A 15,095-nucleotide genomic window follows, 5' to 3' on the forward strand; every position below is an offset into this window, starting at 1 on the left:
CGTGGAACCGATCGACGTCAGAACCATGATGAACGCGGCCGCGGGAGCCGCAGCGATCAGCAATGCCGACAGCGTGCCCCGGCTTGAACGCCGCAAGAGGTTGTCGCCGGCCGCGCTTGCGGTCGCCAACGAAAAGGTCCGCAAGGCCTATTCGACGGTCGTGATCAGCGGCGTTGTCCGCATCGTTGATTTTCTTGTCCTCAGCGCCGTCGGGCTCGGGCTTTATCTCTGGTACGTGATGCCGGGCGGCGGCTTTTCCTGGCAATACGCCGCGGCGGTGTTCGGCGTGGCCGCCTGTGCTGTCATCAGCTTTCAGGCCGCCGAAATCTACGACGTGCAGATCTTCCGCGGACAGCTTCGGCAAATGACGCGCATGGTGTCGTCTTGGGCGTTCGTCTTCCTGCTGTTTATCGGCGCATCTTTCTTCGCAAAACTTGGCGACAACATTTCCCGCGTCTGGCTCTCGGCATTCTTCTTCGTCGGACTGCTGGCGCTGTTCGTTGAGCGCTTCATCCTGCGCACGATGGTCCGGCGCTGGGCGCGCGAGGGACGGCTTGATCGGCGGACGATCATCGTCGGCTCCGACCAGAACGGCGAAAACCTGATCCGCGCGCTCAAGGCGCAGGACGATTCCGATATCCAGATTCTCGGCGTATTCGACGACCGCAACGATGCCCGCGCGCTGGACACCTGCGCCGGCCAGCCCAAGCTCGGCAAGATCGACGATATCGTCGAGTTCGCGCGACGCACCCGGATCGATCTGGTGCTGTTCGCGCTGCCGATCTCGGCTGAAACGCGCATTCTCGAAATGCTCAAGAAGCTGTGGGTGCTGCCGGTCGATATCCGGCTGTCGGCCCACACCAACAAGCTGCGCTTCCGCCCGCGCTCCTATTCGTATCTGGGCAAGGTGCCGACCCTCGACGTGTTCGAGCAGCCGATCACCGACTGGGACATGGTTCTCAAATCGGCGTTCGACCGCATCGTCGGCGCGATCATCCTCATCCTGCTGTCGCCGGTGATGGCGCTGGTCGCGCTTGCGGTGAAGCTCGACAGCCCCGGCCCCGTGCTGTTCCTGCAGAAGCGCTATGGCTTCAACAACGAGCGCATCGACGTTTTCAAGTTCCGCTCGCTGTTTCACGATCAGGCCGACCCGCTGGCCGCGAAGGTCGTCACCAAGGGCGACAAGCGCGTGACCCGCGTCGGCCGCTTCATCCGAAAGACCAGCCTCGACGAGCTGCCGCAGCTCTTCAATGTGGTCTTCAAGGGCAACCTTTCGCTGGTCGGGCCGCGTCCGCATGCGGTGCAAGGCAAGCTGCAGAACCGTCTGTTCGATGACGCGGTGGATGGTTACTTCGCGCGTCACCGCGTCAAGCCGGGCATTACCGGCTGGGCGCAGATCAACGGCTGGCGCGGCGAAGTCGACACCGACGAAAAGATTCAGAAGCGCGTCGAGTTCGACCTTTATTACATCGAGAATTGGTCGGTCCTGTTCGACCTCTACATCCTCTTCAAGACACCGTTCGCCCTGATCAAGGGCGAGAACGCTTACTAGGCGCAGGATGGATCGCGAAACGCGATCCGCTGGTCCTGTGCGCTGACTAACCCCGCGCGACGCGCGCGAAGAGGATTCCGGTTCGCATGGCGTCATTTGCCGCGACAGACTACACCCTGCCCGCTGCCACGACGCCGCCCGGCATCGCGGCGGTCCAGCGGGCATTGATGTGGGCCGTCGGCGCCGGCGGAGCCATCGTCTTCATCGAACCCAGCCCGTACGAGCTGATGACGCTGGCGTCGGTGATCTTCTTCTTCGCCACCGGCCTGCGGATGCGGCCGGTGTTCATTCCGCTTTTGATCCTGCTGTTCCTGCTCAACATCGGCTACACGATCTGCGCCGCCTACCTGATGGACAAGAAGGAAATCCTGAACTGGATTCTCACGTCCTGGTACATGGCCATCACGGCGCTGTTCTTTGCGATGGTTCTGTCCGAGAACACCGCCGAGCGGCTGGAGTTTCTCCGGCGCGGGCTGATTTTCGGCGCGCTCATTGCGTCGCTGGCGGGCATTGCCGGCTATTTCCGGCTGGTGCCGGGCGCAGGCTACGACCTCTTCACGCTCTACAGCCGTGCGCGCGGCACCTTCAAGGACCCCAATGTCCTTGGCGCGTATCTGATCCTGCCTGCGATGTTCCTGTTGCAGAGCGTCGTCACCCAGTCGCTCCGGAGATCGTTCTGGAGCGCGGTGGGCCTCGGCATTCTCAGCCTCGCTGTGTTGCTTGCCTTTTCGCGCGCATCATGGGGCCAGTTGATCGGCTGCTCGGCCTTCATGCTGGCCTTGATGTATCTCACCTCACCCTCACGGGCCCAAAGACAGCGGATCGTCACGGTGGCCATCGCCGCGGCCGTATTCGCAGCGTTGCTGCTGCTTGTGCTGCTGTCGTTCGATTCCATCAGCGGGTTGTTCAAGGAGCGTGCGAGCCTGCATCAAAGCTATGACAGCGGCCGCTTCGGACGTTTCGGCCGCCATATCCTCGGCTTCCAGATGGCGCTCGAACTGCCGCTCGGCATCGGCCCGCTTCAGTTCACGAAATTCTTTCCGGAAGACACCCACAACTCGTTCCTGAATGCATTCATGTCCGGCGGCTGGATCTCGGGAATCTGTTTTCCCGCGCTGGTGTTCATTACCGTCATCATGGGCTTCAAGCTGATCTTCGTGCGCGTGCCATGGCAGCGAACCTATCTCGCGGTCTTCGCGGCGTTCTTCGGCACGGTTTGCGAAGCGTTCATCATCGACGTCGATCACTGGCGTCACTTCTGGATGATGCTGGGCATCATGTGGGCGATGATCGCGGCGGCCCATGTCTACGCCTATCGCGGCTCGGCGGCCAAGGCCCTCTGATCCGAAAATAATCCGCGTTCGCCGTTTGAATGTTCCGCATGAACGGGTGTTCACGCAAACATCCCGCTTCCGCACGGAACAGACCTCGCCGCTTCCCGTTGAACAGCGGGCAGACAACGAGGAGGATTATCATGACAAACAGGTTTTTGATTGGCGTCGCGGCGGCTGCCCTGATCGGCACCGCGGGCCTCGCTTCCGCGCAGACACCTAACAACGCTCCGAATGCTCCTGCGGCAGCGCAGGGAGCAGGCGGCGCGGCTGAACGGGCCGCTCCGATGGAGCGCGGCGACAGCATGAAGGGCGGTGGCCAGGCCCAGATGCCGCGCGAAGGCGGCAATGCGCAACGCGCGCAGGACGACATGAAGCCGAAGGGCGGCAAGGCTGCGTCCGATACAAGCATGGACAAGTCCAAGGGCGGCATGAAGGCGGACCAGAAGAACGCCGCCGACCGCGACGGCATGAAGTCCGATCAGAAGAATGCGTCGGACAGCAAGGCCGGCACGACGACCGGTCAGGCCGCGGCGGGCGCCAAGCTCTCGACCGAGCAGCGCACCACCATCCGCACCTCGATCACCAAGCAAAAGGTGAAGCCGGTCACCAACATCAACTTCTCGATTTCGATCGGCACGCGCGTTCCCCGCACGGTGGCTTTCCATCCGCTTCCGGCGGAAGTCATCACGGTCTATCCCGGCTGGCGCGGATACGAGTTCTTCCTCGTCAACGACGAGATCGTGGTCGTGAACCCGCGCACTCTCGAGATCATCGCGGTGATCGACGCCTGATCGGCGCCCCCGAGGACAAAGGAAGGGCCGGTCTTGTGACCGGCCCTTTTTCATATATTCCGCTCGTGAATTGTTTGCGGATCGTCGCACCAGTTCTAGCGCAGCCTGTTCCGCCTCACGTCATAGGTCCATGACCGCCGGCCATTGCCGAACACGACGCGCTGAAACTGCAGGGCTTTCGCCTTCTCCGGAATCTTCGCCGATTCCGAAAGCTGCATTGCCATCTGCCGCGTCATGTGCGGCGACACGAAACGAACCGCGCTGTTTCGAGCACCTGATACCATGACTTTCGTGCCGTCATCCCGCATCCGCTCCGCCATCGCATGAGCAAAAAGCAGGCGGTTCGCGCTGGCCGCGATCTCGACAGACGGCTGAAGGATTTCGTACTGCCGCATCTTCATCATGCCCGCCATGTCCCGCGCCTGCGTGTTGGAGGGGTCGGCATCGGCGATCATGTCCAGACGCAGTTCAAGACTGCGAAACGCGGACAGGGAAACAGGCTTCTTGCTCCTGCCGCGCTTGAAATTTTCGTACTCGGCATTCAGCGCGGCTGCATCCGCCATCGCCTTGTCGAACACCTGCTTGGCCGCCGCGGCCTTCTGTTCTTCAGGCGTCAGCACCCGCTCGGCTTCCGGCGCAGCGCCGGCGTCGGGCTCAGGCTTCGTCTCGGTTGTTGGAATCGCGGCGGTCGTTTCCGGAGCCGTCGTCGCCTGCGTCTTGATGACAGGCGCGTCCGCCTCGGCGGTGAGAATGGGAGCCGCGGTAAATCCGCCCGCGACCAACGCTGCAAAGCCTAAACCGGACAGAAAAATCGTCTTGCGTCGCAACATAATAGCACCCGATCTGGTCAGAACGGCTGACGCTAATATTCTAACGCTGCATCAACGCATCAAGAGGAGGTTTGTTTCTATCCCGTTATAAATTTTGAGCCCAAAAAAGAACCGGCCACGTTGCCGTGGCCGGTATCAGGCTCGGGAGAAACTCGCGTCGTTCAGTGAAGGATCTCAAACAGACCGGCTGCGCCCATTCCGCCGCCGATGCACATGGTCACCACGCCGTACTTTGCCTTGCGGCGGCGTCCTTCGATCAGCACATGACCTGCCAGGCGCGCGCCGGTCATGCCGTAAGGATGACCCATCGCGATCGAACCGCCGTTGACATTCAGCTTCTCGGGGTCGATCCCGAGTTTGTCGCGGCAATAGATCACCTGCACCGCGTAAGCCTCGTTCAGTTCCCAGAGGTCGATGTCGTCAATCTTCAGTCCATGACGCTTCAGCAGGCGCGGAATGGCGGCGACAGGCCCGACACCCATTTCGTCCGGCTCGACACCCGCTGCGACAAAGCCACGAAAAATGCCGAGCGGCTTCAGCCCCTTCTTCGCGGCAAGCGTGTCGCTCATGAGCACGCTGGCCGACGCACCGTCCGAGAGCTGGCTCGCATTGCCCGCGCTGATGGTCTTGCCCTCGAACACCGGCTTGATGCTGGCGATACCCTCAGCCGTCGAATCCGGACGCGGGCCTTCATCCTTGGCGAGGGTGATGTCCTTGAAGGAGACCTGCTTGGTCTCCTTATCGACTACCGCCATTTTGGTCTTGAACGGCACGATCTCGTCGTTGAACCGTCCGCCCTGCATGGCAGCACCGGTGCGGCGCTGGGACTCAAGGCCGTATTCGTTTTGCTTCTCGCGAGAGATGTTGTAGCGCGCCGCGACCACTTCGGCAGTCTCCAGCATCGACATGTACATGTCGGGCTTCATCGCCATCAACTCGTCATCGACCGCATGAAACTTGTTCATGTGCTCGTTCTGCACGAGGCTGATCGACTCGATTCCGCCGCCGATGGCGACCTCGACGCCATCCAGCATGATCGAACGCGCGGCAACCGCAATCGCCTGCAGCCCGGACGCGCACTGCCGGTCAATGGTGGTTCCGGCGACCGTCACCGGAAGACCTGCACGGATCGCGCCCTTGCGGGCGACGTTCATCACCATGGTGCCCTGCTGCATGGCGCAGCCCATCACCACATCTTCCACCTCGCCCGGCTCGATGCCGGCGCGCCTGACGGCTTCGGCCATCACATGACCGGCCATCGTCGGGCCTTCGGTGTTGTTCAGCGCGCCGCGATAGGCCTTGCCGATGCCCGTGCGCGCGGTGGAAACGATAACTGCATCTACCATCCGGTGACCTCCATAGCGTGATCCCGTCTCAACACGGGCTGATATAATCTCATTATATTACTATCATCATATAATAAGAAGTGCGGAGGCTCCGGGCAATGCTGCCATGCACCCAGCCTCCCGGGCCGGCGGTCAGCTCGCCCGGGCGTATCGCAGCAGGTGATAGGTCGGATCGCCGAACTGGATATTGATCGACGCGATGCGCTTGAAATAGTGACCGACGTTCAGTTCGTCGCTCATGCCCATGCCGCCATGGAGCTGGATCGCCTGCTCGCCGACAAACCGCGCGGCTTCGCCGATCTTGGATTTCGCCCCGGACGCCAGTTTCGATCCCTGCGGATCGCCCCCGGCCATCGTCAGGTTGAGGTGCTGCGACAGTGAGGTCGCTTCCTCAAGCGCGATGAACATGTCCACCATCCGGTGCTGCAGCACCTGGAAAGTTCCAAGCGTCACACCGAACTGCTTGCGCGTCTTGGTGTATTCGAGCGTCGCCGCATTGAGTTCACCCATCGCCCCGGTGGCCTCGGCGCACTGTGCGGCGATGGCGCGATCCCGGCACGCTTCAAGCGCTGCAACGCCCTTGCCTTCCGTCCCCAGCAGATGCCCGGCCGGAACGACCACATCCTTGAGGGTGATTTCAGCCGCGCGCCGCCCGTCGATGGTCTTGAAGCTCTGCAGATGAAGCCCCGCGGATTGGCGATCGACGATGAACAGGCTGACACCGGCATGATCGCGCGGCCCGCCCAGCGTGCGCGCGGAGACGATCAGCTTGTCCGCCCATGGCGCGCCGATGACGGCGGCTTTCGCGCCGTTCAGGACATAGGTGTCGCCGCTGCGCTTTGCGGTGGTTGCGACATTGTTGAGATCGTAGCGGGAATGCCCCTCGGTCCAGGCCAGCGCCCAGATCGCTTCGCCCGCCATGATCGGGGCCAGAAACTCTTCGCGCTGCGCGTCGGTGCCCTCCTGCTCGATCAGGCCGCCAGCCAGCACCACCGTTTCAAAGAACGGTTCGACCACGAGGTGACGGCCGAATTCCTGCATCACAATCATGGTGGCGAGGCTGCCGCCCCCGAGACCGCCGGCTTCTTCGGAAAACGGCGCGGCGAGCAATCCAAGCTCGGCGAACGTTGCCCAGTGCTTCTTGCTCCAGCCCTCCTCGCTCGCGACAATCTTGCGGCGCGTGTCGAAATCGTACTGGTCACGCAGCAGCTTCTGAACGCTGCTGCGCAGGAGTTCCTGTTCTTCCGTAAACTGAATATCCACCGGATATCTCCTGAAACGCCCTAAAGGCCGAGAACCGCCTTGGCGATGATGTTGCGCTGGATTTCGTTGGACCCGCCGTAAATGCTCAACTTGCGCGCGTTGAGATACTTCTCCGGCGCCGTATGGCCGTCCGCCGGTCCCGGCATGAAGATGTTCGGGCTGGCCGGGTGCTCACGCAGCGCAAGGCCGTAGTTGCCGATGGCCCTGTGCGTCAGATCGGTGATGCGCTGGAAGATTTCGGTGCCCCTGATCTTGAACAGCGATGCCGCAGGACCGGGATCAATTCCCCGCGCCATCTGCGCAACCACACGCAGTTCGGTCGCCTCCAGCGCAAGCACATCGAGTTCGACGCGGGCGATGTCCTTGGTAAACTCGTCGTAAGCTGGATCGTCTTCGCCGATCTCGGTCTTCACGATTTTCTTGAGCTTGCCGAGATAGCGCATCGAGCGGCCGATGCCGGCCATGCTGGTGCGCTCGTTGCCGAGCAGGAATTTCGCGTAGGTCCAGCCCTTGTTCTCCTCGCCGATCAGGTTCTCGACCGGAACGCGGACGTTCTCGAGGAAGACGTCGTTGACCTCGTGCGATCCGTCGATGGTGATGATCGGACGGACGGTCACGCCCGGCGACTTCATGTCGATCAGCAGGAAAGAAATGCCCGACTGCGGCTTTGCCGTCGGGTTGGTCCGGACCAGACAGAAAATCCAGTCCGCATGCTGCGCGAGCGTGGTCCATGTCTTGTGGCCGTTGACGATGTAATGATCGCCGTCGCGCACCGCCTTGGTACGAACCGAGGCAAGATCGGACCCGGAGCCCGGCTCCGAATAGCCCTGACACCACCAATCCTCACCCGACAGGATACGCGGCAGGTATTTCTTCTTCTGCGCGTCATTGCCGAACGTGTAGATCACCGGGCCCACCATGGTGACGCTGAACGCCAGCGGCGGCAGCGTGCCTGCGCGCGTCGTCTCCTGCTCCCAGATAAAGCGCTGCGTGATCGACCAGCCGGGCCCGCCATATTCCTTCGGCCACAACGGAGCGATCCAGCCCTTCTTATGCAGTATCTTGTGCCAGAGCATCGACTGCTCCTTGGTCAGATCCGTTTCCGGATTGGGCACGCGCATTTCTTGCGGATAGTTGTCCGCAATGAAAGCTCTCACCTCATCGCGAAACGCCTCGTCCTCTTTGGAAAGTTTCAGCTCCATCGGACGTCTCCGTTACCACTTCTCGCCGAACGGACGGATTTCGGTTTCAAACGTCCAGGCGTCGCGCGGCTGCTGGTAGAGCTGCCAATAGGTTTCGGCGACGGCGGCGGGACGCATCAGGCGGTTCGGATCGAGGTTTTCGATCGCTTCCTTGCCTTCGCGGTTGGCAATCAACTGACGAACCCATTCGGTGTCGACGCTGGAGTCGATGATGAGATGGGCGACATGGATATTCTTCGGTCCGAGTTCGCGCGCGATCGACTGGGCTACGGCACGCAGGCCGAACTTGGCGCTGGCGAACGCCGCAAAGCCCGAACCGCCGCGCAGGCTGGCTGTCGCGCCGGTAAAGAAGATGTTGCCCTTGCCGCGCGGCAGCATCACCCGCGCCGCCTCACGCCCGGCAAGGAAGCCCGAATAGCAGGCCATTTCCCATACCTTCCGGAACACACGCTCGGTGGTGTCGAGAATCGGGAAATTGACGTTCGCGCCGATGTTGAAAACGCACACCTCGAGCGGCGCATGCTTGTCTGCGTCAGAGATGAACGAGATCATCTCCTCTTCCTTGCGCGCATCCAGCGAACGGGCGAACACCGTACCGCCGGCGGCCTCGATCTCCTTCACCAGCGGAGCGAGCTTCTCGCCCTGACGGCGGCCGACGAAGACAGTGAAGCCTTCGGCTGCGAACTTCTTGGCGATTTCGCCGCCGATGAAATCTCCGGCGCCGATCACGGCTACGGTTGCGTTACGTTTCTGCAAGGTCTTTCTCCCAGGCCAGAGCCAATTTCATAGATTAAGTATGCGAAGCCCGAACGTCAGGAGCCGCGCAGGGATTCCGCGAGCTTGTGTTTCAGGATCTTTCCGGTGGAGGTCGCGGGCAAGGCGTCGAGCACGATGATCTGGGACGGACGCTTGTAGGATGTGAGCTGCCTGCCTGCGAAGTTCATCAGATCAGACGGCGTGACCTTCGATCCCTTCAGCAACTGAACGAAAGCAACCACTTCCTCGTTGCCGTCAGCCGCGCGCCCGACCACTGCGGACTGCACAACGTCCTCATGCGCACTCAGCACCGCCTCCACTTCCGCCGGATAGACGTTGAAGCCCGAGCGGATGATCATTTCCTTGGTTCGTCCGACGATAAACATGCAGTCGCCATCGACATAAGCGAGATCGCCGGTGTTGAACCAGCCGTCGCGGTCGATAGCCTTCTCCGTCAAATCGGGAGCGCGATAGTATCCGCGCATGACATTGCGGCCACGGACATGCAGTTCGCCCACCGCGCCGCCAGCAGCCGGCTTGCCGTCGCGATCAATGATGCGCGCCTCGACACCGGGCACGATCTGCCCCACCGCGCTGTCGTTGCGCGGCGCTTCGATTCTGACGCCGGAAATGCCGGGGGCACATTCGGTGATGCCGTAGCCGTTCAGCAACGACAGGCCGAGTTCGGCCTCGACACGCGATTTCAAGTCGGGATCGAGCGGAGCGCCGGCGACACCGATGTAGCGCAGCGAACCCTTGTTCAATTTCGCCGAACCGGACAGCGTCTTGTATTCGAGCAGGCGCTGATATGTCGCCGGGACGCCGTTGAGAATGGTGATTCCCTCTTCGGCGATGGCCTTTGCCAGCGCCGCCGGATCGTACTTGCTGACCAGCCGGACAGTGCCGCCCGTCATCAGCGTCATGAGCGTGAGCGACACACCGACAATGTGCGAGATCGGCAGCACGACATAGAGCTTGTCGCGATTGTCCATTTTCCGGAGCAGCGCTGTGGTCTTCGCGCTGAACAGCAGGTTTTCATGGGTGAGCATGACACCCTTCGGCGTGCCCGTGGTGCCCGACGTATAGATCAGCACGGCGACCTGTTTGGCCGGATCTCTTTCCACCGGCTCCGGATTGGTCGCCTCGTTCAGAGCGCTCACGCCGATGCCTTCGAGCGGGCCGACTTTGAGAGTCTGCGCGCCGACGCGCTGTGCGTGGTTGGCCGCTTCCGCGGAGACCTCCACCGTGAAAAACATCCGGCGCGATCCGCTGTGATCCCGAATCTGGTCAAGTTCGCGCGGCGAAAGCCGCGGGTTCACGACAATGGCCCAGGCGTTGATCTTGCTCGCCGCCAGCAGCAGCGCCACCAGCGCGATGCTGTTCTCGCTCACGATCATCATCCGGTCACCCGGGCGAATCCCGAGTGCGGTCAATGACGCAGCGGTCTGTTCGACATTGTCAGCCAGTTGCCGGTAGGACCAGGTCCGCGCATCTTCGATCAGGGCCGGATGATCGGGAGTCGCCACGACGGCGCGGGCCATGGTGTCATGGAGCCGCTCTGGCAATTCGTTCAGAATGTCGGCAACATCAAATCCGTCGTCGTGAGCGCGGGCCAATTCATCCTCCGGCATTGCTTTGCGGCCGCTTCGGAGGCGGCCTTGATCGCACGGCCAACTATCGTTCTTTTTTGGAACTAGTCAATCGGATTTGATGCACCGCGGAACACGTATGCGCGGACCTCAAAAAGACTGCCGATAGCACTGATCAAGCAAACCCAGCCGCCGATAGCCGTTTACAAGGCCGGTGAGTCGCTGTATTCAGTTAAGTACCAAATAAGAACTTATACGGAGGGGATTTTGGCACAGGGAGTGGTTTTGCTGGTCGGCGCAGGTGACGCCATCGGCGCAGCGGTCGCCCGGCGTTTCGCGCGCGGCGGCTACAAGGTTTGCGTAGCCCGCAGGGAAGCGGCCAAATCGCAGGGGCTTGTGGACGAGATGAAAGCGGAGGGCCACGAGGTCCACGCCATCAGCGTCGATGCCCGGCAGGAAGCCGATGTGCAGGCCATGTTCGCCAAGATCGAAAAGGAGATCGGCCCGATCGAGGTGTGCCTCTACAATGCCGGCTCCAACGTCAACAAGCCGTTGCTCGACACCAGTGAAAAGCTGTTCTTCAAGGCATGGGAACTGGCCTGCCTCGGCGGATTTCTGGTCGGGCGGGAAGCGGCGAAGTACATGGTCCCCCGTGGTCATGGTACGATCCTGTTCACCGGTGCCACCGCAAGCGTGCGCGGCGGCAAGGGTTTTGCGGCCTTCGCATCGGCCAAGTTCGCCCTGCGCGCCGTGGCTCAGGCCATGGCCCGCGAGCTTGGACCCAAGAACATCCATGTCGTCCATCTTCTGATTGACGCCGCCGTCGACAGCGAGGCCATCCATCAGCGGATGAAGGCTGCCAAGGGCATCGAGGCCAGCGACATTCCGGCAGACAGCCTGACCAAAACCGACTCCATTGCCGATGCCTACTGGTTCGCGCATCATCAGAAGCGGGACGGATGGACCCACGAAATGGATCTGCGCCCGTCCGTGGAGACATGGTGACATGGCCAGTCCGGATCTCACCCTCTGGGGCGTGGGAACCAGCCGCACCGTCAGGCCCCACTGGGCCATGGCGGAGCTCGGCTTGAAGTACACGACCTACGCCATCGGCCCGCGCACCGGCGAAACCAAGACTGCCGAATACACCAAGCTCAATCCGCGCCAGAAAGTCCCGATGCTGCAGGATGGCAACTTCTCCATCGGAGAAAGCGCCGCCATCGTCGCCTATCTCGCGCGCACCTACGGCACGCGGGAGGCCTCGCTTATTCCCGACGACAAGCAGGCCTATGCCAAATGGCTGGAGTGGTGCTTCTTCATCGTCACCGAACTCGACTCCACCAGCCTCTATGTGATGCGCCGTCACAGCGCCGGTGCGCTCGGACACATCTATGGCGTTGCGCCCGAGGTCACGGCGAAGGCCGGCGAGTATTTCCGCGAACAGCTCCGCCATGTCGAAGTGGCGCTCGAGGATGGCCGTACCTTCCTGATGGGCGATCAGTTCACCAGCGCGGACATCTTGCTGACCACATGCCTCGAATGGGCGATCGCCTACGAAGTCGGTATCTGCGATATCGCCAAACCTTATCTGGCGCGTATCCAGCAGCGGCCGGGCTATCAGCGCGGCAACGCCGCGAATGTTCCCCCCGCACCCGGAGAACCGGTGAAACGCCCGGCAGCCTGACCTGCAAGACAGACGATAAAAAAAGACCGCTGATTTTCAGCGGTCTTTTTTATTTTCATTCCTGGCCTACGGCGCGACCCTGACAGCCTTGCTTGCGACCATCTTGTCGATGGCGGCGTCGGCATAGCCGAGTTCGCGCAGGACATCGCGCGAATGTTCGCCGACGCGCGGCGCCGGACCGCCGATCGCGGCCTTGTTGACCTCGAAGATCGCCGCGGGCTTCGGCTGGCGCACACGGCCCACCGTCGGCTGGTCGAACTCCTCGATCAGGCCCCGCGCAACCACCTGATCGTTGGTGATGATCTCGGCCCGGCGCAGGATCGGCGAGCACGGCACGTCGGCCGCGTCGAGACGCTCCAGCCATTCGGCGGTGGTGCGCTGGCTGATATATTCCTGCATCTTGTTGATCCGCGCGGTGGCGTTGATGAACCGCGCGCTCGGCGTCGCGAAGCGCTCGTCCTTGGCAAGTTCCGGATCGCCGGAGGCCTTGCAGAAGCCCTGCCACTCGGAATCCGAAATGGTGCCGGCGGTGATGTAACCGTCCAGCGTCTGGAACACGAGATCGGGCCGGTCGTTGGGATCGCCGACAGCCGCCTCCTGCCCCACCACCGTGTACTGCATCATGCCTTCCGGCCACAGATACGAGATCATGGTGTCGAGCATCGCAACCTGGATGTGGTCGCCCTGCCCGGTCTTCTCCCGGGCGTAGAGCGCCGACGACACCGCCTGCGCGGTGAACACCGAGGTGGTCTTGTCGCAGACAATGGTGCGGATCATCTGCGGCCGGTTGGTCACCGGCTGCGACTGGATGTCGGCAAAGCCCGACAGGCCCTGAATGATCGGATCGTAGACCCGCTTCTTGACGTAAGGCCCGCTGTCGCCCACGCCGCTGATCGAGACATAGATCAGGCGCGGATACTTCTTGCGCAATTCCTCGTGGCCGAGCCCGAGCCGCTCCATGGTGCCGGGACGGAAGTTCTGCACCAGCACATCGGCCTGCGAGGCCAGCTTCGCCAGCACCTCGCGCCCTGTCTCGCTCTTGATGTCGATGGACAGAGAGCGCTTGCCGCGGTTGCACGAGACGAACAGCGCCGAGAACTCGCCCGCCGCGTCGATCAGGTTCCGGCTTCGCCGTGTGCCGTCGCCGCTGATCGGCTCGATCTTGAGCACGTCCGCGCCCTGATCCGCCAGAAACATCGTGGCGTAAGGACCCGACACCACCGCCGTCAGATCGAGAACCCGAACACCATTCAATGGACCGGACATTGGCTTCTTCCCTACCGTGAGGATGCTTCTATATTCGCCGGGCGCCGAGACGCCCGGCCGTCAGTCCGATTCAGGCTGACTTTGTCTTTGCCGCACCAAGCTGCTCGACAATCGAATCCTCGACATCGCGGACTTGGTCCTTGCCGAAGAACATTTCGGTGCCGACAAAGAAGGTCGGCGAGCCGAACGCGCCGCGATTGACGGCATCGGTGGTGACCTCGATCAGTTTCTTCTTCACATCGTCCTGCTGTGCACGCGCGATCAGCTTGTCGATATCGATGCCCGATGAAATGAACGCGGCGCGGAACGTCTCGACGTCGTCCATCTTCTTCGGCTCTTCCCACATATGGTGGTAGGCCGCGCGGAAATACGGCTCGAACACGTTCTCGAACCGGGCCGCCCACGCGCCGCGCATCAGCATCAGCGTGTTGACCGGAAAGAACGGGTTCTGCCTGAATTTGGTGATGTTGTGCCGGCGGATGAAGCGCTGGGTTTCAAGCGCGTTATATTCCGGCTTGTTCTTGATGCCGCGCAGCGAATCGAACGGCGACATGTTGTTGGTCGCCTTGTAGATGCCGCCGAGGAGGACCGGAACATAGTCGAACTTCACGCCGGTGCGCTTCTCGATGCCCGGCAGCGCGTATTCCGCCAGATAGGCATTCGGGCTGCCGAAATCGAACTGAAACTCGACCTTCAAGGGACTTGTCACTGCTTTCCTCCTTTTGCCACTCTTCCCGGGCGCATTTAAGCCGACGCCCTTGTTTGGAGCGACGGACTCTTCATAGAGTTCTAAAATTGAACTGTCAATTTCCGAACCGCTTCCGGCCAGAAATTTCGACCAAAATGCCCAAAATAGGACTTTGGTCCAACTCAGTACCTATTTAGAATGGTGCGCCGGCAGGTTATATTTGAATTGACCACTCGCCTGCGAACCGGAGACGACTTTATGAGATGGGACGAACTTGAAGAAGAGCCGTGTTCCATGGCCCGCACCATCGGCGTTATCGGCGACCGCTGGAGCCTTCTCATCCTGCGCGAATGTTTCCTGCGCACCCGCCGGTTCGAGGCCTTCCAGTCCGCGCTCGGGATCACCCGGCATCTTCTGGCCGAACGCCTCAAGAAGCTCGTCCGTCTCGGCGTCCTGCGCCGAGTCGTCTATCAGGAATCTCCCAAGCGGCACGAATATATCCTGACCCAGAAGGGCCTCGACCTCTACCCGATCATGATGGCGATCGTTCACTGGGGCGATATCCACATGGTCGACGAGCGCGGCCGCCCTCTTCTCCATGAACATCAGAAGTGCGGGCATATGTTCAATCCCGTGACGGTCTGCTCCGAATGCGGCGAGCCGCTGCTGGCCAAGGAAGTTCATGTCCATCCCGGCCCTGGCGCGCGTCCGAAAATCGATTCTCCGAAGCCAGCCAAGACCGCGAAGGCCAAGACGCCGCGCAAGGCACGCGCCGCCTGAGCGGCGCGGCCCCT

14 protein-coding genes are annotated in these 15,095 nt (G+C 61.6%); 6 read left to right on the forward strand and 8 right to left on the reverse strand.

Annotated elements, in window-relative coordinates:
• Window position 1: 1 nt before the first annotated feature.
• The 3 genes from HMPREF9696_RS05805 (at window position 2) to HMPREF9696_RS05815 (ending at window position 3,677) form a co-directional block, all read left to right on the forward strand.
• A complete protein-coding gene (locus tag HMPREF9696_RS05805; RefSeq protein ID WP_002712033.1) occupies window positions 2-1,552 on the forward strand; it encodes an undecaprenyl-phosphate glucose phosphotransferase in 1,551 nt (516 codons plus the stop codon).
• Between the two features lie 86 nt (window positions 1,553-1,638).
• Window positions 1,639-2,895, forward strand: a complete 1,257-nt coding sequence (locus HMPREF9696_RS05810; protein WP_002712034.1) for an O-antigen ligase family protein — start codon at window positions 1,639-1,641, stop codon at window positions 2,893-2,895.
• 131 nt (window positions 2,896-3,026) lie between these two features.
• Window positions 3,027-3,677 carry a DUF1236 domain-containing protein gene (locus tag HMPREF9696_RS05815; protein WP_002712035.1) on the forward strand — a complete coding sequence of 217 codons (651 nt, stop codon included), beginning with the start codon at window positions 3,027-3,029 and terminating at the stop codon, window positions 3,675-3,677.
• Between the two features lie 95 nt (window positions 3,678-3,772).
• Here the strand turns inward: HMPREF9696_RS05815 and HMPREF9696_RS05820 are convergent, their stop codons facing one another.
• The 6 genes from HMPREF9696_RS05820 to HMPREF9696_RS05845 all read right to left on the reverse strand — a co-directional run bounded on the left by HMPREF9696_RS05820 (window position 3,773) and on the right by HMPREF9696_RS05845 (window position 10,705).
• On the reverse strand, window positions 3,773-4,507 hold the full coding sequence (locus HMPREF9696_RS05820) for a hypothetical protein (RefSeq protein ID WP_002712036.1): 735 nt from the start codon (window positions 4,505-4,507) through the stop codon (window positions 3,773-3,775).
• A gap of 161 nt (window positions 4,508-4,668) precedes the next feature.
• Complete coding sequence (locus tag HMPREF9696_RS05825; RefSeq protein WP_002712037.1) at window positions 4,669-5,853, reverse strand: acetyl-CoA C-acyltransferase; 1,185 nt, start codon at window positions 5,851-5,853, stop codon at window positions 4,669-4,671.
• 132 nt (window positions 5,854-5,985) lie between these two features.
• Window positions 5,986-7,116 carry an acyl-CoA dehydrogenase family protein gene (locus HMPREF9696_RS05830; RefSeq protein WP_002712038.1) on the reverse strand — a complete coding sequence of 377 codons (1,131 nt, stop codon included), beginning with the start codon at window positions 7,114-7,116 and terminating at the stop codon, window positions 5,986-5,988.
• A 20-nt stretch (window positions 7,117-7,136) separates the two neighbouring features.
• Complete coding sequence (locus HMPREF9696_RS05835; RefSeq protein WP_002712039.1) at window positions 7,137-8,318, reverse strand: acyl-CoA dehydrogenase family protein; 1,182 nt, start codon at window positions 8,316-8,318, stop codon at window positions 7,137-7,139.
• A 12-nt stretch (window positions 8,319-8,330) separates the two neighbouring features.
• Complete coding sequence (locus HMPREF9696_RS05840) at window positions 8,331-9,074, reverse strand: SDR family oxidoreductase (protein ID WP_002712040.1); 744 nt, start codon at window positions 9,072-9,074, stop codon at window positions 8,331-8,333.
• Between the two features lie 56 nt (window positions 9,075-9,130).
• Complete coding sequence (locus tag HMPREF9696_RS05845) at window positions 9,131-10,705, reverse strand: class I adenylate-forming enzyme family protein (RefSeq protein WP_040301201.1); 1,575 nt, start codon at window positions 10,703-10,705, stop codon at window positions 9,131-9,133.
• Window positions 10,706-10,930: 225 nt separating this feature from the next.
• Between HMPREF9696_RS05845 and HMPREF9696_RS05850 the strand changes: the two genes are divergently transcribed.
• Window positions 10,931-11,668 (forward strand): SDR family NAD(P)-dependent oxidoreductase, encoded by a 738-nt coding sequence (locus HMPREF9696_RS05850; protein WP_002712042.1) that lies wholly within the window; start codon window positions 10,931-10,933, stop codon window positions 11,666-11,668.
• A 1-nt stretch (window position 11,669) separates the two neighbouring features.
• Window positions 11,670-12,347, forward strand: a complete 678-nt coding sequence (locus tag HMPREF9696_RS05855; RefSeq protein ID WP_002712043.1) for a glutathione S-transferase family protein — start codon at window positions 11,670-11,672, stop codon at window positions 12,345-12,347.
• A 66-nt stretch (window positions 12,348-12,413) separates the two neighbouring features.
• Here the strand turns inward: HMPREF9696_RS05855 and HMPREF9696_RS05860 are convergent, their stop codons facing one another.
• Window positions 12,414-13,613 (reverse strand): CaiB/BaiF CoA transferase family protein, encoded by a 1,200-nt coding sequence (locus HMPREF9696_RS05860; protein ID WP_002712044.1) that lies wholly within the window; start codon window positions 13,611-13,613, stop codon window positions 12,414-12,416.
• A gap of 70 nt (window positions 13,614-13,683) precedes the next feature.
• The gene (locus tag HMPREF9696_RS05865) at window positions 13,684-14,322 is read right to left on the reverse strand and encodes a 2-hydroxychromene-2-carboxylate isomerase (protein WP_002712045.1); all 639 of its coding nucleotides are present in this window, start codon (window positions 14,320-14,322) and stop codon (window positions 13,684-13,686) included.
• A 237-nt stretch (window positions 14,323-14,559) separates the two neighbouring features.
• Between HMPREF9696_RS05865 and HMPREF9696_RS05870 the strand changes: the two genes are divergently transcribed.
• A complete protein-coding gene (locus HMPREF9696_RS05870) occupies window positions 14,560-15,081 on the forward strand; it encodes a winged helix-turn-helix transcriptional regulator (protein ID WP_002712046.1) in 522 nt (173 codons plus the stop codon).
• Window positions 15,082-15,095 lie beyond the last annotated feature (14 nt).

Source organism: Afipia clevelandensis ATCC 49720, assembly GCF_000336555.1.
Lineage (GTDB): Bacteria > Pseudomonadota > Alphaproteobacteria > Rhizobiales > Xanthobacteraceae > Afipia > Afipia clevelandensis.